General features: G+C 55.3%; 21 protein-coding genes. 7 read left to right on the forward strand and 14 right to left on the reverse strand.

Annotation, left to right across the window (positions count from 1 at the left end; all coding sequences use genetic code 11):
• Positions 1-29: 29 nt before the first annotated feature.
• Positions 30-503, reverse strand: a complete 474-nt coding sequence (locus ACXAE6_RS13495) for a hypothetical protein (RefSeq protein WP_475149138.1) — start codon at positions 501-503, stop codon at positions 30-32.
• Positions 504-645: 142 nt separating this feature from the next.
• The gene (locus ACXAE6_RS13500; RefSeq protein WP_475149140.1) at positions 646-861 is read right to left on the reverse strand and encodes a DUF4287 domain-containing protein; all 216 of its coding nucleotides are present in this window, start codon (positions 859-861) and stop codon (positions 646-648) included.
• 222 nt (positions 862-1,083) lie between these two features.
• On the opposite strand from ACXAE6_RS13500, the gene ACXAE6_RS13505 reads away from it, so the two are divergent.
• Positions 1,084-1,413, forward strand: coding sequence for a DHCW motif cupin fold protein (locus tag ACXAE6_RS13505; RefSeq protein ID WP_475149142.1), 330 nt, complete (start codon positions 1,084-1,086; stop codon positions 1,411-1,413).
• Positions 1,414-1,415: 2 nt separating this feature from the next.
• On the opposite strand, the gene ACXAE6_RS13510 is transcribed toward ACXAE6_RS13505, so the two are convergent.
• From ACXAE6_RS13510 to ACXAE6_RS13525, 4 genes are read right to left on the reverse strand one after another with little or no spacing between them, the layout of a single operon-like run.
• Positions 1,416-1,763, reverse strand: coding sequence for a hypothetical protein (locus ACXAE6_RS13510; protein ID WP_475149145.1), 348 nt, complete (start codon positions 1,761-1,763; stop codon positions 1,416-1,418).
• A gap of 41 nt (positions 1,764-1,804) precedes the next feature.
• Positions 1,805-2,986, reverse strand: a complete 1,182-nt coding sequence (locus ACXAE6_RS13515; RefSeq protein WP_475149150.1) for a quaternary amine ABC transporter ATP-binding protein — start codon at positions 2,984-2,986, stop codon at positions 1,805-1,807.
• A complete protein-coding gene (locus ACXAE6_RS13520) occupies positions 2,986-3,909 on the reverse strand; it encodes an ABC transporter permease (RefSeq protein ID WP_392803974.1) in 924 nt (307 codons plus the stop codon). Before ACXAE6_RS13520 ends, ACXAE6_RS13515 begins: the two co-directional genes overlap by 1 nt.
• 10 nt (positions 3,910-3,919) lie before the next feature.
• Positions 3,920-4,897 carry an ABC transporter substrate-binding protein gene (locus tag ACXAE6_RS13525; protein WP_475149155.1) on the reverse strand — a complete coding sequence of 326 codons (978 nt, stop codon included), beginning with the start codon at positions 4,895-4,897 and terminating at the stop codon, positions 3,920-3,922.
• Between the two features lie 193 nt (positions 4,898-5,090).
• Between ACXAE6_RS13525 and ACXAE6_RS13530 the strand changes: the two genes are divergently transcribed.
• The 3 genes from ACXAE6_RS13530 (at position 5,091) to ACXAE6_RS13540 (ending at position 8,270) form a co-directional block, all read left to right on the forward strand.
• Complete coding sequence (locus tag ACXAE6_RS13530) at positions 5,091-6,173, forward strand: enoyl-CoA hydratase/isomerase family protein (RefSeq protein WP_475149158.1); 1,083 nt, start codon at positions 5,091-5,093, stop codon at positions 6,171-6,173.
• Between the two features lie 27 nt (positions 6,174-6,200).
• Positions 6,201-6,962 (forward strand): SDR family oxidoreductase, encoded by a 762-nt coding sequence (locus ACXAE6_RS13535; protein WP_475149162.1) that lies wholly within the window; start codon positions 6,201-6,203, stop codon positions 6,960-6,962.
• 129 nt (positions 6,963-7,091) lie between these two features.
• Entirely contained in the window at positions 7,092-8,270 is a 1,179-nt protein-coding gene (locus tag ACXAE6_RS13540; RefSeq protein ID WP_475149168.1) for a thiolase family protein, read from the forward strand.
• A 41-nt stretch (positions 8,271-8,311) separates the two neighbouring features.
• Here ACXAE6_RS13540 and ACXAE6_RS13545 read toward each other — a convergent pair whose 3' ends face one another.
• The 3 genes from ACXAE6_RS13545 to ACXAE6_RS13555 all read right to left on the reverse strand — a co-directional run bounded on the left by ACXAE6_RS13545 (position 8,312) and on the right by ACXAE6_RS13555 (position 10,447).
• Complete coding sequence (locus ACXAE6_RS13545) at positions 8,312-8,851, reverse strand: hypothetical protein (RefSeq protein ID WP_475149173.1); 540 nt, start codon at positions 8,849-8,851, stop codon at positions 8,312-8,314.
• A 98-nt stretch (positions 8,852-8,949) separates the two neighbouring features.
• Positions 8,950-9,489 (reverse strand): hypothetical protein, encoded by a 540-nt coding sequence (locus ACXAE6_RS13550; protein WP_475149178.1) that lies wholly within the window; start codon positions 9,487-9,489, stop codon positions 8,950-8,952.
• A 76-nt stretch (positions 9,490-9,565) separates the two neighbouring features.
• Positions 9,566-10,447, reverse strand: a complete 882-nt coding sequence (locus ACXAE6_RS13555) for a LysR substrate-binding domain-containing protein (protein ID WP_475149183.1) — start codon at positions 10,445-10,447, stop codon at positions 9,566-9,568.
• A 106-nt stretch (positions 10,448-10,553) separates the two neighbouring features.
• On the opposite strand from ACXAE6_RS13555, the gene ACXAE6_RS13560 reads away from it, so the two are divergent.
• Complete coding sequence (locus tag ACXAE6_RS13560; RefSeq protein WP_475149188.1) at positions 10,554-11,327, forward strand: ferredoxin--NADP reductase; 774 nt, start codon at positions 10,554-10,556, stop codon at positions 11,325-11,327.
• A gap of 158 nt (positions 11,328-11,485) precedes the next feature.
• Here ACXAE6_RS13560 and ACXAE6_RS13565 read toward each other — a convergent pair whose 3' ends face one another.
• Positions 11,486-13,504, reverse strand: a complete 2,019-nt coding sequence (locus ACXAE6_RS13565; protein ID WP_475149193.1) for a methyl-accepting chemotaxis protein — start codon at positions 13,502-13,504, stop codon at positions 11,486-11,488.
• A gap of 331 nt (positions 13,505-13,835) precedes the next feature.
• On the opposite strand from ACXAE6_RS13565, the gene ACXAE6_RS13570 reads away from it, so the two are divergent.
• On the forward strand, positions 13,836-15,023 hold the full coding sequence (locus ACXAE6_RS13570; RefSeq protein WP_475149197.1) for a substrate-binding domain-containing protein: 1,188 nt from the start codon (positions 13,836-13,838) through the stop codon (positions 15,021-15,023).
• A 48-nt stretch (positions 15,024-15,071) separates the two neighbouring features.
• Here ACXAE6_RS13570 and ACXAE6_RS13575 read toward each other — a convergent pair whose 3' ends face one another.
• The 4 genes from ACXAE6_RS13575 to flgA form a co-directional block, all read right to left on the reverse strand.
• Positions 15,072-16,745, reverse strand: coding sequence for a coiled-coil domain-containing protein (locus ACXAE6_RS13575; RefSeq protein ID WP_475149200.1), 1,674 nt, complete (start codon positions 16,743-16,745; stop codon positions 15,072-15,074).
• A 21-nt stretch (positions 16,746-16,766) separates the two neighbouring features.
• Positions 16,767-17,258, reverse strand: a complete 492-nt coding sequence (flgN, locus tag ACXAE6_RS13580) for a flagellar export chaperone FlgN (RefSeq protein ID WP_475149204.1) — start codon at positions 17,256-17,258, stop codon at positions 16,767-16,769.
• Positions 17,259-17,299: 41 nt separating this feature from the next.
• Positions 17,300-17,611: a flagellar biosynthesis anti-sigma factor FlgM gene (flgM, locus tag ACXAE6_RS13585; protein ID WP_475149208.1), complete on the reverse strand. Its 312-nt coding sequence runs from the start codon at positions 17,609-17,611 to the stop codon at positions 17,300-17,302.
• A gap of 137 nt (positions 17,612-17,748) precedes the next feature.
• On the reverse strand, positions 17,749-18,477 hold the full coding sequence (flgA, locus tag ACXAE6_RS13590) for a flagellar basal body P-ring formation chaperone FlgA (protein WP_475149212.1): 729 nt from the start codon (positions 18,475-18,477) through the stop codon (positions 17,749-17,751).
• A gap of 203 nt (positions 18,478-18,680) precedes the next feature.
• On the opposite strand from flgA, the gene ACXAE6_RS13595 reads away from it, so the two are divergent.
• Positions 18,681-19,637 carry a chemotaxis protein CheV gene (locus ACXAE6_RS13595; RefSeq protein WP_392803943.1) on the forward strand — a complete coding sequence of 319 codons (957 nt, stop codon included), beginning with the start codon at positions 18,681-18,683 and terminating at the stop codon, positions 19,635-19,637.
• The last annotated feature ends 67 nt before the right edge of the window (positions 19,638-19,704 follow it).

Consider the following 19,704-nt stretch of genomic DNA (forward strand, 5'->3'; position numbering starts at 1 on the left):
CAGTCTTAAGACTGTCCGACGTTTTCTTATTATTCGGATTCAGCGTCCACACTGGGGACCAATACCCACTCACCATCAATTTGACGGAATACACCGATTCGGCAGCTTCCAGCATATTCACCGTTGCTGTATACATGGTAGTCCATGGGTTCTGAGAAGTTCATTAAAGTCGAAACATTACAGCGCCAGTTCGCAATATGGTATTCGGCGCGAATTCGAACATTGGTATTTAATGGAACCTGGTTTTTATAGACGCGTATATTCTTGGCGCTTTCTTCATCTTCGAAATCATTGATTTCATGATAGCGTTCGTCGCCAATGGAAACCTGATATGACATCCAGCCCTGATTTCTAGAGTCAGAGAGGCTGTCAATAAACGTAATATCGGTGGTTTCTACATCGGCAGGCACAGTGTAGTTTGGGTAAGTTGCGCAACCGGCCAAAGCTATCGTCGCTAAAACAGTAACTGCGGCTTTCATGCTGAATAAGCGGTAATACATCATGACTATCCTTGATAGAGGTTTGGTTTAATGAGTGGCGGTTAGGGCTTTGATGAGCAATGCTCACTGTTATATTAGCCAATAAATCTATAAATCCCAAAAAGAACCTTTGTCCAGGCTGAATAGAAAACGGATTGTGTTAATTCTAGTCGCTTTTTTGAGTTTTATGATACGCCACCAAGGCATTGGCGTGGCCGTGCCCCAATTGATGTTCCGTCTTTAAAAATGCTACCTGTTCCATATGCTTTCGATCCTGGACGCTATCCAGCAATTTGAGCCAGTGATCAATGGGTTTTCCGTAAGTCTTCTCTATGGACGGGAAGTATGAAGCGGGGCCTTTGGGTTTGTCGTTCGTTGCCATGGTTCATTTCCTTATTGAGTTTATCAGCAAGCTGCCGGATGCAGCCGGTCGGCGTTGTCATGGTTTTGGTCGCTCCGGGCGACGGTCTTTCGACAGCCGAACCGCACAATCAGCATTTTTTTCCTGTGCTTAGGTTTAAATCATAACGTGCTAGGTGCGTTTTTGCAGGAACGGGTTGTATGCTAGCAGCCGCTCTGTCGCGGACACTAAGGACGCCACGCTATGAAGATGTCAGCCATTCCCTTCGGGCTCACCGATTGGGCGCAAATCGAAAGAACCACTCATCCTGGTGAACAGGGGCAGGCGTTTTGGCGGACGCAGACTTTCGGGGATATCCGGGTTCGCATGGTCGAATACAGCGCTGGCTACCTGGCCGACCATTGGTGCAGCAAAGGCCATATTCTGCTGTGTCTGGAAGGGGAGCTGCATACCGAGCTGGATGACGGTCGTACCTTTGTATTGACGCCCGGGGTCAGTTATCAGGTGGCCGACCAGGCCGAGGCGCATCGGTCTTTCACTGAGCTTGGTGCGACGTTGTTTGTGGTAGATTGATTTTAAAAGACGGCCGAACGGATAACATACCAGTGACCGTCTTTTTGGTAGATGCCCATTTCCACCAGGGCATCGCGCTTTTCATAAATGCCTTTCCAGGCGGTGCGATAGACATCCAGATCGTCGATACTTTCATTACGCAACTCACCGAGAAATTCGTAGCCCTGGTTGCGGCCATTTCTATGCTGCATCTGCTGAATGTCATTATTAAATACTTCTGGGGTAAAGCCTTGCAGGTATTTGTCTTCGTAGCGTTGGGTAAATAACTTAAAATCGGCGTTGTCGTCGGCCGCTAACATTTCCTTGAGATATTGTTCAGCGATGCTGAGAGCTTCGGCTTTTGTAGTCATAACAATCATCCTTAGAGTGTTGCGTCTTTCAGGCTAAGACATCATTCCACGGCTCTGCTTTGCGGCTCGGTACTGACCAGATCCACCACTCGGTCTCTCGATACCCAACCTTTAAATTCCCCCAGATCTGACGTTACTGCCATCGGCACATTCTCCCGAATCATCTGAGGCAACAAGCTTTCCAGATCGGCCGATTCCGGTACGCAGACGACGTCAGTGACCAGTGCGCCAATTTCACCGTCGGCGTTTTGCAGGTCGTTCAAGGTAACGATGCCGACCAGGGATTTACCTTCTAAAACGGTGGCGTAATCGAAGCCTTGGTCAATCATCCACTGACGCGCTTTCTCGACGCTGGTGCGAGTGGTGAGGGTGGCTTGCGGCATGGCCATCACATGGTGGGCGGTCAGTACCTTGCCTCGGTTGACGTCACGGACGAAAGCGGCAACGTAGTCGGTACTGGGGTTTAGCAGGATATCTTGCGGGTCGCCCTGTTGTACCAGCGCGCCGTCTTTGAGGATGGCGATGCGGTTGCCCAGGCGCAGTGCTTCGTCGAGGTCGTGAGTAATAAAAACGATGGTTTTGTGCAGCCGCTGTTGCAGTTGCATCAGCAGGTCCTGCATTTCTTTGCGAATCAACGGGTCGAGCGCGGAGAAGGCTTCGTCCATTAACAGTATGTCCGGATCGGTTGCCAGGGCACGCGCCAGGCCAACGCGTTGTTGCATGCCGCCGGAGAGTTGATGCGGATATTGGTCGCCAACCCCTTTCAGGCCGACCTGTTCCAGCCAGTATTGTGCTTTCTCGCGGGCTTCGTTTTTGGTGACGCCCTGGATATGCAAGCCATAACCAACGTTGTCCAAAACGGTTTTGTGCGGGAAGAGGGCAAAACGCTGGAACACCATCGACATTTTGTTGCGACGGCGTTCAATCAGGTCAGCCTGTTTCAGCGCGATCATTTCTTCGCCGTCGATACGGATGTTGCCGGCGGTCGGGTCAATCAGGCGGTTGAAGTGACGAATCAGCGTTGATTTGCCGCTGCCAGAGAGTCCCATGATGACGAACAACTCGCCATCTTCAATGCTCAGATTAATGTCGTTCAATCCGAGCGTATGGCCGGTGTCTTCCAAGAGCTGTTCCTTGCTCATGCCGGCTTTAACAGAACCCAGATGGCTGCTGGCTTTGGGGCCAAAGATTTTATAGATGCCTTCGACTTCTATTTTTGCCATCAGTCACCGTCCTTTACTGCTGGGTACTGCAAACGTTTGCCATAGCTTTGGGTGACGCGATCAAAAATAACCGCCAGGGCGACAATGGCCAGACCGGCCAATAAGCCGCGTCCCACTTCCAAACGGTTGATGCCCGCGAGCACCTCTTGACCCAAACCGCGCGCGCCGATCATGGAGGCAACTACCACCATCGCCAGCGCCATCATGGTGGTCTGGTTAATGCCGGCGAGGATGTTGGGCAACGCCAGCGGCAATTGCACGCCGAGCAGTTTTTGGCGTTTGGTGGCGCCAAAAGCGGTGGCTGCTTCCATCACCGAATGATCGACCAGACGAATACCCAGGTCGGTCAGGCGTATCAGCGGCGGCACGGCGTAAACGATGGTGGCGATCAGCGCTGGCACCTTGCCCAGACCAAACAGCATGACCACCGGGATCAAATACACAAAGGTCGGCATGGTCTGCATGATGTCGAGAATCGGCAGCATGATTTTGCGAAAGCGTTCAGACACCGACATCAAAATACCGGTGGGAATGCCGATCAGCACACACATCACCAGCGAGACGATCATCAAGGCCAGCGTCTGCATGCCTCTGTCCCATTGGCCGATGGCGCCGATAAACAACAGCAGCACGGTGACGCCAGCGGTCAGTGTCCAGCGACGGCTGCCGTACCAGCTGACAGCCGCGATGATAGCGATGACCAGCCACCAAGGGGTGTCGCGCAGTAATTGTTCGACAAAGACCAGGAATTTCAGCAGTGGCATGCTGATACGCTCCAGGTCGTCGGCGTAGTTGATGACCAGGGAATCGACGAAGGCGTCGATGCTCTGGCGCAGGGCGCGAGCGTCGAGAATTTCCGGGAAAGCCAAGAGTGAGTCCTCTTGCTGGAGCGGATCGGACGGCACCCGGACGGATGCCGTCATTTAAAAAAGCTTAGAGGCTGGCGCGAACCTTGTCGGCAATGTCGTCAGACACCCAATCGGTCCAGACGTCTTCGTAATTTTCGAAGAAGTAGTCGGCGACCTGATCGGGTTCAGCACCGTTTTCATCGGCCCAGCCGAGCAGCTTGTTGACTTCTTCAGTCGGGATGTTGACTGCTTCGAAGAAGGCTTTCAGCTGCGGTGCGGCCTTGCCGAATTCGGTGTTGATGCTTTTATGGATGCGCGCTGTCGGGTAAGCGCTGGCAACAGGATCGGCGCATTCGGGGTCCATATTGCAGCGGAAGCCCTCGGCCTGATAATCCGGCATTTCCAGCTGCACCATATCGAATTTGCCGAGCACCGCTGTGGGTGACCAGTAGTAAGTTACAAAGGGACGCTGGCGACGATAGTTGGATGCAATAGCCGCATCCAGAGCGGCGCCACTGCCGGGGGAGAACATGACGTAGTCGTCGCTCAGTTCAAAGGCTTCCAGCAGGTTGTTGTTAACAGCACCACAGACCCAACCTTCCGGGCAGTTATAGATGCGGCCTTTGCCGGGTTCTTCCGGGTCTTCGAACAGGTCGGCGTAGTCGGGCAGGTCGTAGACCGATACCAGACCCGGGTTCTGTTCAGCGACGTAAGCCGGAATCCACCAGCCTTCAATGCCGCCCGAGTAAGTGCTGCCAAGCGATTCAACGATGCCTGCTTCGTTGGCGGTCACCCAATCTTCGGGGGCCGAGTCGATCCAGGTTTCGTTATAGATATCGACATCACCACGCACCAGGGCAGCAATCATCGGCACGGTATCGCCGGCTTCTACCTGGGTTTCGCAGCCGTAACCTGCTTCGACGATGGTGCGTTCAATTTCCACCATCATCAGGTTCGACATCCAGCTCATGCCCGAAAAACGGACCGGGCGATCAAGTTCACAAGCAAAGGTCGGAAGACCGACCAGCAGTAAAACCAGCCCCAGCAAAGTCGTCTTTTTCATGGCAGCGTCCTTTATCTTCGGCGGTGTGTTAGGGGGTGTTGGAACCCTGGAAGTCACGGCACAGATCAGTTTTGGGTTCCATGGCGTCACAGTATTACGCAGTGGTTTTTGAATTGCCAACCCGGCTCAGCAGTCTTGTGCGCGTGACAGGGGCAAGGCAGGATGTCGACCGTCTCGATGCAGGAAAGTTCCGATGACCGCAGACTCTAATAACGATAATGCGCTGGTACAGCTTGAGCGCCGCCAGGCCTTACAGCTGATCCGGCTGAACCGACCCAAGGCGCTGAATGCGCTGAACCTTGAACTGATTGAAGCCTTAACGCTGGCCTTACAACAGGCGTTTGATGACGACTCGGTACGCAGCATCTGGCTGGAAAGCAGTACTGAGAAAGCTTTTTGCGCCGGCGGCGATGTTAAAACGCTGGTGACCGAGCTTGCCGGTCAGCCGGCCGATGAACAGCGCCGTATCGGTCATCGTTATTTCGCCGCTGAATATCAGCTCGATGCCATGATTGAACACAGCCCCAAGCCGATCGTTGCTTTTGGCCGTGGCTTGGTCATGGGCGGTGGCTGGGGATTGTTTGCCGGTGCCGATCTGCGCCTGGTTGATCGCAGCAGTCGCTTTGCCATGCCGGAGTTGCAGATTGGCCTGTTTCCCGATGTCGGTGCCGGCCATTTTCTGCAAAAGCCAGACTGGCGTGCCGGTACTTTGATCGGCATTTCCGGCATTCATCTGTCGATGCTGGATGTACTGGCGCTGGAATATGCCCATGCCGAGGTGGATCACCAAGAGGTGGCTGCATTGCAGGCTCAACTGGCTGGCGGTGAGTTACCCGAACAGCGGGAGCTGGCTCAACCAAACAGCGAGATTCAGGCGCATCGTCAGGCCTGGCAGCAGGCTTTGGCGTCGCTCGGAGATCCGTTGTTAACCGATTGGATGCACGCGGTGCGCAACAGCGACTTTGCGCCCTTTCAAGCCGCTGCCGAACAATGGCGTACGGCCTCGGCGTTGAGCATTGCCCATTGTTGGTATCACTTTAAGCGGCTGCGTCAGGCCAGTCGGGTGGAGGCTCTGGAAATGGACTTGACGGTTGGTTCTAACGCCTGCAGCGAGCACGAATTTTTGGAAGGCGTACGTGCGCTGCTGATCGATAAGGACAAACAACCGGCCTGGCTGTACCCGAGCGTTACCTCGGTTCCCTTTAGTTTGATTGAACGCTTTTATCAGCCGCTGCCCTTCACCACCGAGACCATTTATCCGGCCAGCAATAGTTAACAGCCGGACAGAAAAAGAGGACGCCCGATGCAGGACATCGCCCAGCAACACATTTTGATCACCGGTGCCGCTCGTGGTTTAGGGTTCGCCATGGCGCGCTTATTGGCGCAGTCAGGCGCAGTGATATCGTTGGTGGATATCGATACTGAGGCGGTTGACGCTGCGGTAGCTGCGTTGCAGAAGGACGGTTTGAGTTGCCAGGGCTACACCGCCAATGTCGCCGATGAAGCCTCGGTTTTGAACTTGTTTAACCGCTTGAAGGCCGAGCACGGACACTTGGACGCGCTGATTAATAACGCGGGCATCTTGCGCGATGGTTTGCTGGTTAAACAAAAAGACGGCGAATTGCTGACGCTGAGCCTGGCGCAATGGCAGGCGGTGATTGATGTCAATTTGACCGGCGTCTTTCTTTGCGGTCGCGCAGCCGCCGCCTGGATGGTTGAGCAACAAACTCAGGGCGTGATCGTCAACATCAGTTCCATTTCCAAAGCGGGCAATCTGGGCCAATCCAACTACAGCGCGGCTAAGGCTGGTGTGGCGGCCATGACCGTCACCTGGGCCAAGGAATTGGCGCGTTATGGCATTCGCGTCGCCGGTGTCGCGCCGGGCTTTATCGAAACCGAAATGACCGCCAGCATGAAGCCCGAAGCCATCGAACGATCGTTGCAAGCCGTGCCGCTTAAACGCATGGGTCAACCGCAAGATATTGCCGAAGCGGTGAAATTTATTCTCAGCAACGACTATTATTCGGGCCGGATTCTGGAAGTCGATGGCGCGATGCGGATTTGATGGGCTTCGCGTTAGACGCTGAACGGGAGACGGAAGACGGAAGACGCTAAATAGCGAAAGAACTCACACCTAACCAGCGCCTCCCGTCTCCCGTTAAGCGTCTCCCCAACCACCAAAGAGGTTCCCTTAATGACCCACGAAATTGTCATCGTCGCCGCCAAACGTACGCCGCTGGGTGGATTTCAGGGCGCCTTGTCGAGCCTTGCGGCAACCGACCTGGGTGGCGCTGTCATTGCCGCCAATCTGGCGCAGGTAGGCTTGGCGGCTGAATCCGTATGCGATGTGCTGATGGGCTGTGTATTACCGGCCGGCCTGGGACAGGCACCGGCACGTCAGGCGGCGTTGAGCGGCGGTTTGCCGGAATCGGTACCGACCACCACTGTCAACAAGGTCTGTGGCTCGGGCATGAAAGCGCTGATGCTGGCGGCCGACCAGATGCGCGCCGGCGATATCGACATCGCTATCGCCGGCGGCATGGAATCGATGTCTGGAGCGCCTTACCTGATGCCCAAAGCGCGATCGGGTTATCGCATGGGCCACCAGCAGGTATACGACCATATGTTTCTTGATGGTCTCGAAGACGCCTACGATGGCCGCGCCATGGGCGTACACGCTCAGGCTACGGCCGACGAATACCACCTGACTCGTGCGGCTATGGATGACTACGCCTTACGCAGCCTGAGCCGAGCGCAAAACGCCATCGCTCAGGGGCATTTTGATAACGAAATAGTGCCCATCACCGTGACTGATCGGCGCGGTGAAACCCGGGTGACTGAGGATGAACAGCCCGGCCAGGCGCGACCTGACAAAATTCCTCAGTTGAAGCCCGCCTTTGCCAAAGACGGCACCATCACCGCTGCCAATGCCAGCTCGATCAGCGATGGTGCAGCCGCCCTGACTTTGATGACGCGAAAGCGTGCTGAAGCTTTGGGACTGGCACCCCTGGCGGTGATCCGCAGTTATGCCAGTCATGCGCAAAAACCCAGCACTTTTACCTGCGCGCCCATCGGTGCGATGAACGCAGCGTTGGCCAAAGCCGGCTGGCGTAACAGCGATGTCGAGTTAGCAGAAATCAATGAAGCTTTTGCCATGGTGGCCATGCTGGGTATGCAGGAAGTTGGATTAAGTGCTGATATAACCAATATTAGCGGCGGTGCCTGTGCGCTGGGTCATCCACTGGGTTGCAGCGGTGCGCGTATTGTCGTCACTCTGCTGCACAACATGATCCGTCTGGATCAGCGTAAGGGTATGGCGGCGTTGTGTATTGGCGGTGGAGAAGGCACGGCAGTGTGTTTGGAACGGGTGTAAAACAGAGTTGTTAAAAAAGGGCCAGAAGGCCCTTTTTTAATTCATTCTTCAATCGGATACAGCGTTTTTAATTGCCATAAACCAACTCCATCTTCAGCGTGCAGCTGAGCCACAGCGTCTGCCTGTGTCTCTCTGGTGGAGGGGATGACCAGGGAACTGGTACTGCGATCCCTATTCTTATGAACCGTCATGGTATTGTTTAATACCGTGATGGTGTCTTCTTCGATGGTGAAAGCGTAGAAGACTCGCCTCGGTTTTGGGTTGTAAGAAAACCTAAGTGTTTGTGATTGTTTGGGCCAGGTTGTTTGAATACCCAGATAATACTCACCAACCGGGTAGGGGCCGAAGGTTGCGACTCTTTTGTTCAGGGTTGGATCCAGAATGATTCGGTCGACAACGCCTTCTTCTCCAGTACGAAATACCTGAAATTCGTAGGTGTAATAAAACCGGCCACCCGATTCGCTGGAAACCTGCATCGGGAAGGCGAGCATGCCACCGGTTGTGTCACTGGGCGCTGGCAGGGTTGCACAGGCCGACAATGTCAGCGTTATTACCAATAGCAGGGTATGTATAGGTCTCATAGGCGTGTCCTTGTAGTGATAGCAGCGGGCACGATGATGACTGGGTCTGTTCACCGGTGTCCGCTTGCAGAGCCATGGCTGTTGGCCGTTCAGGAGTTTTATTCAGGAATGGCGGGATTTATTTGCCAAAGTCCGGCTTCATCCATCGCCCTAAGCTCGGTCAGTGCCTCAGTCTGAATGTCCTCAGTTAAAGCACGACGACGATTGCTCGTGCTAAACCCGCCGCCACTTTTGGATCGCTTATGTACCACCAGCTTGGTGTTCAAAATGGTGATGGTGTCTTCTTCAATGGCAAAGGGGATATAGATTTCACGAGGGTTGGGTTTGTATTGAAAACTCATCGAAGGGGATGATTTTACTCGGGTGGTTTGTACGCCAAGATAATATGCGCCGGGCTCATATGGCCCGAAGGTACGGACATGAATACCGCTAGCCGGACTCAGTTGAATGCGATCAACTTCGATATCAGTATCGTGTTCGAATACGGTAAATTCATAAACATAGTAAAAGGTGCCGACACCGCGTACTTCCATCGGGAAGGCCAGCATGCCGCCATCGGTTTCGTTTGGAGAGGGGAGAGAAGTACAGCCTGTCAGCATGAGCATCCCGGCGATCAGACCCCAACGTAGGTACGTCATAACAGCTTCCTCGTTTTGAGTGGGAAACCTCGCAACCTTGCGAGGCGGGTGATTTTTGAACACCCGTCAGGTCACCCTAGCAGGCGTCTTTACAAAGCTCCAGCCAATGTTGGATTCCCGGGCTGCGGAATTTCTGGCGGTGCAGGACGAAATAAAAATCGCGTTGAAAGTTGCGTTGCGGTACCGCCAACGGCACCAGGGTGCCGCGTTTAAAGGCTTCCTCCAGACAAACTCGTGACAGGCAGGCGATGCCCAAACCAGCCTCGACGGCTCGCTTGATGGCTTCGGTGTGTTCCAGTTCGAGGGCAATTTCCAGCTCGCTCAATAAACCGTGCATGCCACGCTCAAAGGTTTGGCGGGTGCCGGAGCCAGGTTCGCGAACGATCCAGGGTTGGGCGATCAGTTGGTCGTCGGTTAACGGGCCAGCGTTAGCCAGGGGATGATCCGGGGCGCAGAAGATCATCAGTTCATCGGAACGCCAGCGAGTCACTTCCAAATCCGGATGGTTGATCTCACCTTCAATCATGCCCAGGTCCAGATCGAAGGTCAGCACCCGGTCGGCGATGGCGCGGGTGTTAGCCACTTCCAGAGTGACGCGGGCATTGGGCTGGGTGGCCTTGTATTGCGCCATTAATTCCACTGCCAGGTAGTTGCCAATAGTCAGGGTTGCCCCCACTTTAAGCCGCCCCAGGTCGTGATGACCGGTCAGGTCGGCTTCCAGTTGGTCGGCCTGTTCCAGCAGTGCTTCGACCCGCGGCCACAACTGGCGGCCCACTTCATTGAGCTTGAGTCGCTTGCCGGCCCGTTCGAACAGGCGCACACCGTACAGCGTTTCAAACTCGCGCAGCGCACCGGATGCCGCGGACTGGGACATATGCAGGCTGGCCGCCGCACGACTGATGTTTTCGTAGTGTGCGGTCGCCAGAAAGACCTGGAGTTGGCGCAGCGTGAATTTCATATTGGTAAAACCAATTAAACATATCGGAAATAATCATTTTGCCGATAAGCTCGCGCTGCGTATAGTGTCATCCATATAACTCGTTATTAATTTTTTAGAGGTTCTTATGTCGAATTTGAATATTGAAACCGTCACCAGTGTTCGGCATTGGAACGACACCCTGTTCAGCTTTACCACCAGCCGGGATCCAGGTTTCCGCTTTAAGAACGGCTATTTCACCATGATCGGGCTGGAACAGGACGGCGGTCGTCCTTTGCTGCGGGCCTATTCCATTGCCAGTGCCAACTATGAAGAAGAGCTGGAGTTTTTCAGTATCAAGGTACCGGATGGTCCGTTGACGTCTCAGTTGCAGAACATCAAGCCGGGCGATGAAATCTATGTGGGCCGTAAACCGACGGGCACCCTGGTGACCGATCATCTGCTGCCGGGTAAGAACCTCTGGTTGCTGTCTACTGGCACCGGTTTGGCGCCGTTCTTGAGTATCATTAAAGACCCGGAAATCTACGAGCAGTTCGACCGCGTGATTCTGACCCATGGCGTGCGCCAGGTGTCTGAACTGGCGTATCAGGACATGATCAGTGAATTGCCGAACAATGAATTTTTCGGTGAGATGATCGACGGCAAACTGCTGTATTACCCGACCGTCACCCGCGAGGAATTCCGCAACCAGGGTCGCCTGACCGACCTGATGACCAGCGGCAAGCTGTTTGACGATCTGGGTCTGCCTAAGCCGTCACTGGAAGACGACCGCTTTATGCTCTGCGGCAGCCCGGCCATGCTTAAAGACACCACCGATATTCTCGACAGCTGGGGCTTTAAAGAAACCCGTGCCGGTCACATTGGTGAGTATGTGATCGAGCGGGCCTTTGTCGAAAAATAACGTCGACCGCTGACGAAAAACCGGCGTAGGGAAAAGTCCTTACGCCGGTTTTTTTGTTTATCGATCCGCGGATCAAAGCGCCAACGCCATTCGCGCCAAGCTATCCGCAAGGTGCGTTATGGCCTGGCGCTTCGGGCCTGTCGACGCCGTCAGTTGGATCAGTACTGAAACCGGCTGACGGCCTTGTTCTGTTGCTCTACCAAATTGTTAAGCCGCTCGAAAGTCGCGCCATTACGCGAGGCGTTGGAGTAAATCGCATCCGACAGTTCGGCAATGGCTTCGATCGAACGCGCCACTTCATCGGCGGTGGCGCGCTGGGCGCTGGTGCCTTCGGCAATGTGCTGGCTCATCTCGGTGATGTCATTCAGCGCCGTGAGAATGTCCTGCAGCGAATGGTCGGCTTCGCTGGTGCGGTTAACCACCTGGTCGACCCGTTCGCGGTTGTGGGTCATCAGTTCGACCGCTGAATTGGCGCGTGTCTGCAAGCGTTCGATCATCTCGTAGATTTCTTCCGTCGAGCTTTGTGTCCTGCTGGCCAGGGTGCGCACTTCATCGGCAACCACGGCAAAACCTCGGCCTTGCTCACCGGCACGAGCCGCTTCGATGGCGGCGTTCAGCGCCAGCAGGTTGGTTTGCTCCGCGATGTCTTGAATCACTTCCAGGATGGTGCCAATGCTCTTCGATTCTTCCTGCAGATTGTTCACCACCTCGCTGGCTTCGGTCAGGTCTTTAACCAGTTGGGTGATTTCCTGCTGGCTGGCCGCCATATTGCGCTGGCCTTGAGCAGCCGAATTGTGCACCGCCTGGACGCGCTCGAGGGTGTTGTCGGAATGGTCGGATATATCGCTGGCGGACGAGGTCAGCTCGGTGGCCGCCGTGGCGATGGACGCTGACTGGTCTTTTTGCTGCTGCAGTTTTTGTGAGCTGGAGCGAGTGGTCTGCGACACCTGGTGCGACACCGAGGCGATCTCTTTGGAGGTGTTCTTAATGTCACTGACAATCAGGCGGGTGTGTTCGATCAAGGTATTGATGCCACGACCGATCTGGCCGAATTCATCAGCCGAACGCACCGTCATCTGCTGCGACAGATCGCCTTCGGACACAGCGCCGAGTAAATCGGTAATGGTCTTCAGCGGTCGGCGAATACTGCGAATCAGCGACAGCATGATGGCTACGGCTATGACCAGCGACACCACCAGCACACCCAGCAAGATCAGACTGGCGCGTTCGTTGGCGGTGTTGCCTTGCTGGCGCAGTGTTTCGCTTTGCTCGCTTAAGGCCGAGGTCACCAGCCCCAGGCTGCGCACACCACTGTTAACGGTGTCGGCCAGTACCGCCAGTTCGCGGCTGGACAGTTCCTCAGCACGTAAGGCGGACAAATAGAGCGTCAGGGTGCCGGTGTCGCCAGAAACCGCGGTTTGCAGCAGTTCGACATAGGTCGACAGATAACGGTGGATGATGGCATTGCTCTCCGCCAATCGTTCCATGCGTGAACCCAGACGCTCCAGTTCACGCCCCAGGTCTTCCTGCACCGCCAGCACCTGACTGGCCGTGGCCAGACCATTGATACCGTTGATGCCGGTACGGACCAGGTCGATGCGGTCGAGCACGTAGTTGGCGTCGGCGCCAATCTGCCGGGCTTCGGCAGTGGACTGCTGGCCCAGAACTTCCAGCACCCGGTCGACAATTTTCATATCGTCACTGAACGTCAGCCAGCGTGACCCCTGAGTTTGAAACTCACGCAAAAAGGCCTGCCGGCTGTCGAGTACGGTGCGGCGGGTTTGCAGGTGTTGCTGGCCCAGGCGCAAGGCTTCATTGATGGTGCTGTTGGCCTGTGCAAGCGGATCTACCAGAGGGTCGTTCTCGCTCAAGCTGTCGGCCAGGCCGGTGCGGATGCGGTTCACTTCGGCTTCGGCCTCGGTGAAATCGGTTTCGTAGCGTTCCAGGTCTTCATCGCTGGAAACAGCGGCGTGCTGGGAGACGGCTTTATTGGCATTTTGCAGCGCGATCACCAGGCGATAAGCCTGTTGCATGCGCGGTACCACTTCGGACGTGGTGGTCTTGAACAGACCGCCAACGGAGGCTTGGTTGGTCAGGGCCGAGACTGTAATGCCAACCATCAGCAGCAGAATCAGTGCAAAACCCAGAGCCGTTTTCATGACCACCGTTAACTTCATGGCGGAACTCCTAACTGGATAACTAGAGCGGTGAACAGGTTGTTACTGTAGCGACAGTTTACCTGATTCATTGAATTGAAATACGTTGGATGTTCCGAACACTGTCCGCCTGCAGCCCACGGGGCTTGCGCTTGCGAGCGGCGGTCACGGTCAATAAGATGCCAGCTGATTCAGCTGTCCTTCATGCTGCGCTCATCGTCTTTCGTCCTGGTATTGGCCGATGGTTGATGGCTCGGTAAGCGGTCTGCCCAGCGTTGTCAGCAGCGTTGTGGTGCGGTGCCAGGGCGAGTGTGAAACGACAGATTCAACGATTCGATGACGGAGTAGCAGTATGAAAAGATGGGCGGTTAAAGGGGTGGTGCTGTTTTGTTCTCTGGTTTTGGCGTCGGCGCTGGCGTGGGCGGATGATCCCATTCGCATCGCTCATATCTATGGCAAGACCGGGCCTTTGGCCCACTACGGCAAGCAGAGCCATGACGGTCTGATGCTGGGTCTGGAATACGCCACCGAAGGCAGTATGAGCGTGAACGGTCGGGCCCTTGAGGTGATCGAAAAAGACAGTCGTCTGGATCCGCTGCTGGGCCGTTCTCTGCTGGAAGAAGCCTATGCTGAAGACGATGTCTTGATGGCCGTAGGGCCCTTATCGTCCAGTGTGGCGATACCGATGTTGCCGGTCGCGCGCCAGTACCGACGCATTCTGCTGGTCGAACCGGCGGTTGCCGACACCATTACCGGTTCGCGTGGTAATCGTTATGTGTTCCGCACCGGTCGTTCGACCAGTCTCGATGCGGTGGCCAATGCGGTGGCGCTGGCTCGTCCAGGCCTGAAGATCGCCACCCTGGCGCCGGATAACGACTTCGGTCACAACACCCTTGCTGCGTTCGGTCAGGCTTTGCTGGGCACTGGCGCGGAGGTGGTGCATCAGGAATTTCTGCCCGCCGGCAGCGATGACTTCCGCGCTGCCAGCGAGCGCATCTTTGCGGCTTTGGAAGATGCCGACGGTGACCGGCTGGTGTTTGTAAACTGGGCCGGTGCTGGTGACCCTCTGGCACAGCTGTCCGCCCTGGACCCGCAACAACACGACATTCGCCTGGCGGCCAACGGTGGGTTCTTATCAACGTTGGCAGGCTACAAGGCATACGACGGCCTGGAAGGTGCCAATTACTATTACTTTGAACACCCCAGCAACAGCGTCAACGATTGGTTGGTGGAGCAGTATCTGGCGCGCTTTGGTACGCCACCGGATATCTTTACCGCTGGCGGCATGACCGCTGGTATCGCTCTGGTTGAAGCGTTGCGTCGTGCCGACAGTACCGACACCGAAGATCTGGTCGAAACTCTGGAAGGCATGCGTTTTAACACGCCCAAGGGCGACATGCTGATCCGCGCGGAAGATCATCAGGCTTTGCAGTCGATGTATCACTTCCGGCTGCGCAGTGAAGAGGGTGTGGAGTGGGCTATCCCCGAGCTGGTGCGGGAAATTCCTTTTGAAGAATTGCCCTTGCCGGTGGGTCGTTGAGGGCAGGGAGCATCAGGGCGTCTGATCAAATACGCCCTGAATTTTAGCTTAGGGCGCCGGCGTTGTGTCGGTCGCTTTGCTGCCGCCTTTGAGGCGTTTGTTTTCGTCTTCCAGTGACTTCAAACGACGCAACATGGACTGGCTGTCGCTCATAAACTGACGCAGCAACGATTCCATTTCTTCCACGTTTTCGCTGCTGTCAGGACGCTCGTCGGCCGGGCGCGCTTGCGGCGCGGCGGCTGCGGCTTCTTCGACGTCTTCCTGTAGTTGCTGAACCGCCTTTTCCATCTGCCGCAGCAGTTTTTGCAACTGATCGATTTCCGCTTCCTGTTGATCGGCGAGTGAGCTGATATCGGCATCGTCCTTGCGCACGTCGTTGGCGGTTTTACGCAGTTTAATCAGCACTTCTTTCTGTTCGGCGCTGAGCGCCTTCAAATGCTCCGGCATGGGCGGCAGCGACGCGTCATCCGCTTCGTCCGCTTCGGGGCGTTCTGCCAACTGGCGCAGCAGCTCTTGTTCGCGTTCGTTCAAATTGCCAATGGCGAGTTGCGCCTGTTCCAGTTCCATTTCCAACACGCTGACACAGGATTGGGTGTCACGGACCAGCAGTTCCAGGCGACCGATTTCCGCCTCCTGATATTCGGCAACCTGCTCGCGATCTCCGCCGCTGCGCAGTTGATCCAGTGAATCACGCAGATTGGAAACCGACTCGGCCTGTTTGTTGGTATTGGCTGACAGTTGATCGACGTTGTCGCGGTTGACCGGATTGCCGTCTTCGCTTTTGTCTTTCAGGCTCGCCATCTTGGCGCGCAGTTCACGAACTTCTTCATCCAATTCGTTCTTGGCCTGCTGGGCGGCCTCCATTTCTTTTTCCATCAGATTCATGGTGACGTCGGCGTCTTTGATGTAACGCTCCATGTTTTGCATTTGCTGTTTCTGCGCTTGATCGAATTCCGCTGAGTTGGGATTCATCTGTTGCAGTTTCAGGCGCAGCTGATTGATGGATTCCTGCATGTCGAACTTGTCGCAACGCAATTGGTAAAGCTCGTCGGCGTACTGACCGGGTTCCGGTTTTTCCATCAGCCGTTCGGAGGACAGATCGATGCTCTTAAACTCTTCGACTTCTTTTTCCAGGAAGGAAATGCGGTCTTTGGCAGCCTCATATTGATTGCGATATTGCTTGAGGTCTTTTTCCAGCTGTTCACTGCGCAGCTCTTCGCTCGCCAGTTCTTTGCGGTTGCTGGAACCGGGTTCGACGCCCAGTTCGCGCAATGTATCGCCGGCTTTTTCCTGCCACATCTCTTCGTCGATATCACCGGAGAGCAATTGCTGTTCGAGTTCGAGAATGCGCCGACGCATCCAGTTGAGCTGCTCGGCGGGGTCGGCACCGGGTGGTTCGTCCGGGTCGGTGCCTTCCTGACGGGCGTCCTCGCTGAGTTGGTCGACGCGGTCGCGCAGCTGTTCCGGGATGGTTTTGCCGGCCGATTCGGCGGTGCGCTTAACCACCTCGAATTCGGTGGTCAGCTTTTTGTTCTTGGCGCGCAGCTCAGCGATTTCCTGCTGACGTTCCTGCTGGCGACGCAGCTTTTCCCAGCGCATCTCTTTAAGGATGGCCACCAGTACGTGATAGAGCCGCCCCCGGAAAAACAAAAAGACGGTAATAATGAAGTAGACCACCGCTACTTCGGCCAGGATGAAAAGGGTCATCTGGTCAATAAACATGGCGGTCTACAGCTCCGTATTTTAGACGCGATCAACCCAGCCGCTGGGCTGGCTGGTATTGCTCTGGCCATCGGCGGAATAGGTTTCGGTGGGGGCCAGCAGATTGCGCAAAATGGTCATCTGCGCTTGCTTGCGGCTGGACAGGGTGGCCAGGACCTGCCGGTTGACGGCACTGCGCTGGTCGTTGACGGTCAAGCTTTGCCGCAGTTCACGCCAGCGGTTTTGCCAGCTTTCGCGGTCGGCCTGGGCCAGGTTTTGTGTCCAGGCCTCAAAGGAGGCGAAGTCGGGATCGATGTCCTGCTCAGCACACCATTGCAGCAGTGTCTGAGACGCGCTCAACAGTGCTTCGGTCTGTTGGCGTTTGCGTTCAATCAGCTCCTGGAGCGCCGAGATATCGGCAGACTTCAAAGCCGCCAGTTCTTCTTCAAGCAGTGGCTTGAAGGCATCGCTGGCAGTCTGGGCATCGCGCAGGGCTGCGTCCAGACGGGTCAGGGTGGTAGTGTCGATGGTCATGTCGCCGAGCCTCCCCAGCGACGCCCTTAACCTTGATACCCTCAGAGCTCGGATTCAAAGCGTCTAAAGGCGGCCGCCAGTTTCTCGTGGTCAATCTTATAGTCGCCACCTTCGATGGCGCTGCGAATGCGGTCTACTTTTTCCTGATCAATTTCCGGCATCTGGCTGATGGTGTCTCCAGCCGACTTCAGGATGCGGGCTCGATCGGAAAGTTGAACCACATCGCTATCACTAGCAGATTCCGTTCCACTTTTTTGTGCAGCCGGGGTGCCGACATCACCAGCGCCATCATTCTGGCGGGTTTTGGCGGTGCCCGTTTGGCCGGATGTAAGGCCGTTGATATTCATGGCCATGTCTAACCTCGCTGAAAATAGATTTTTCTGGAGGGGTTAACGGCTGTCACTCCAGGAACTTTAGTCCCAATTGTGACAAATTTCCGTTATTTCCCCAAATGTTAGCGTTTTACACGCGGTTTATCGTCTTACGGTCGTTAACGGCTGCTGGTTTCCACCACGCCGCGCTCCTTGATATAGGCATGCACGGTTTCACCGGAACGCAGATTTCGTACCGGTATTTGCTCGCCGGCGCGCCCTTCACGCAGCGCTTCTCCCAAAGTGCGTACCGACAGGAGTCCACTGTGCGAGAGGATATAAACCCGGTCACCACGGTCGACCAGCATCGGCGGTTCGGCGATGTAGGGCGTGATCACCTGGCCACTGTTGACGCTGCGCGCCAGTTGATAACCGATCAGATTATCAGTTGTTTCAAAATAACCCTGGCGCAGGCTGGCAATATCCGTATTCTGCAGGCGCAAATCGGCCGCCGTTAGACGATGGCCGCGATTCAGGTTGCTGGCGGTGACCACCACTGGCAGATGAATGGCGACGCTGACCGGTACATAGAGTTGCCAGCCTTCGTTGGCACAACTGACCTTGGGTGTTAGCCGACTGCTCAGATCCTGGCCGCGCCAATCCACCTCGATGGCGGATGTGCAGGGCGTCAAATTGCCGGCAACGGCCTGCAGTTGGAAATCAAACTGACTGTTTTGTGCATCCAGATTGGGATGCTGCTGCGCCAGTCTTTCAATCAGGGCGGCATTCAGGGCACTGGTGATCTGCGCTTGTGCCGTCGCCTGCGCCGCCTGAACCGTCACTGCACCAAGCAGTAAAGGAATTAAGCATTGGCCGAGTCGGGCCGATAGCCTGAGTAATGATTGCATTCAGTTGTCCTGTGCCGATAGCCGTCTATGCTTACTGCCAAAGGGGCCTGCAGGCGGATACTGAGCAGCACTGCAATCCCATTTGTTAACGACCTGAGTGTCGGTGTTTTGACACCATTCAGGGCTTGTTGAAGGTTACTGCAAAGGCTGTGCCTGGTTGTTTGAGGTGACCAGTCACTGCATCTAGCTAGACGGAGATGGCCATGGCCGGAGTGCTTGATAGTGTTAACCAGCGGACGCAGCTGGTGGGTAAGAACCGACTGGAATTGCTGTTGTTTCGGCTCAGCGGCGATCAACTGTATGGCATCAACGTATTTAAGGTGAAAGAGGTACTGCAGTGTCCGCCTTTGACGCAGATGCCGCAGAGCAAATCGGTGGTTAAAGGCGTGGCGCATGTGCGCGGCGGTACCATTCCAATTCTGGATTTGAGCCTGGCCATCGGCCAGGCACCGCTGACCGACATTCACAATAAGCTCACCATCATCACCGAATACAACATGCGCAATCAGGGTTTTATGGTCCGCGGTGTGGAGCGCATCATTAACATCAACTGGGAAGAGGTGCAGCCGCCCCCCAAAGGCTCGGGTCACGAGCATTTTCTGACGGCGGTAACGCGACACGAAGATAACCTGGTTGAGATCATCGATGTGGAGCGCATCCTGGCCGATGTGTCACCGATGAAAGAAGACATCAGCGAGGGTATCATTACCGAAGCAGCCACCAGTGCCGCCGTCTCCAAGCAGGTGTTGATCGTCGATGACTCCAAGATTGCCCGTAAGCAGATGACCAAAACGCTGGAGCAGGTCGGCCTGACGGTGGTGGCCCTGAACGATGGTCGCGAAGCGCTGGATCATCTGCTGGGTCTGGTGGATGAAGGCGTGGACCCGGTTGAACGCTACCCGATTGTCATCTCCGATATTGAAATGCCGGAAATGGATGGCTATACGCTGACGACCCACATCCGCGCCCATGATAAACTCAAAGGCCTCTATATCCTTTTGCATACCTCCTTGAGTGGTGTGTTCAACAAGAGCATGGTGCAAAAGGTGGGTGCTAACGAATTTCTCGCCAAATTCCAGCCGGATATGCTGGCTCAGTTGGTCATCGAACGGGTGACCAATCTGGGTGGCGAATTACCAGCCGTTGAAGGAGAGTTATGAAGCGGTGCAACCATCAGCCGGGAAGGCTGATTTTTGATCGGCCCACGACTGCAATGAAGGAGCTGAG

The organism is Saccharospirillum sp. ABV4_185 (genome assembly GCF_056159245.1).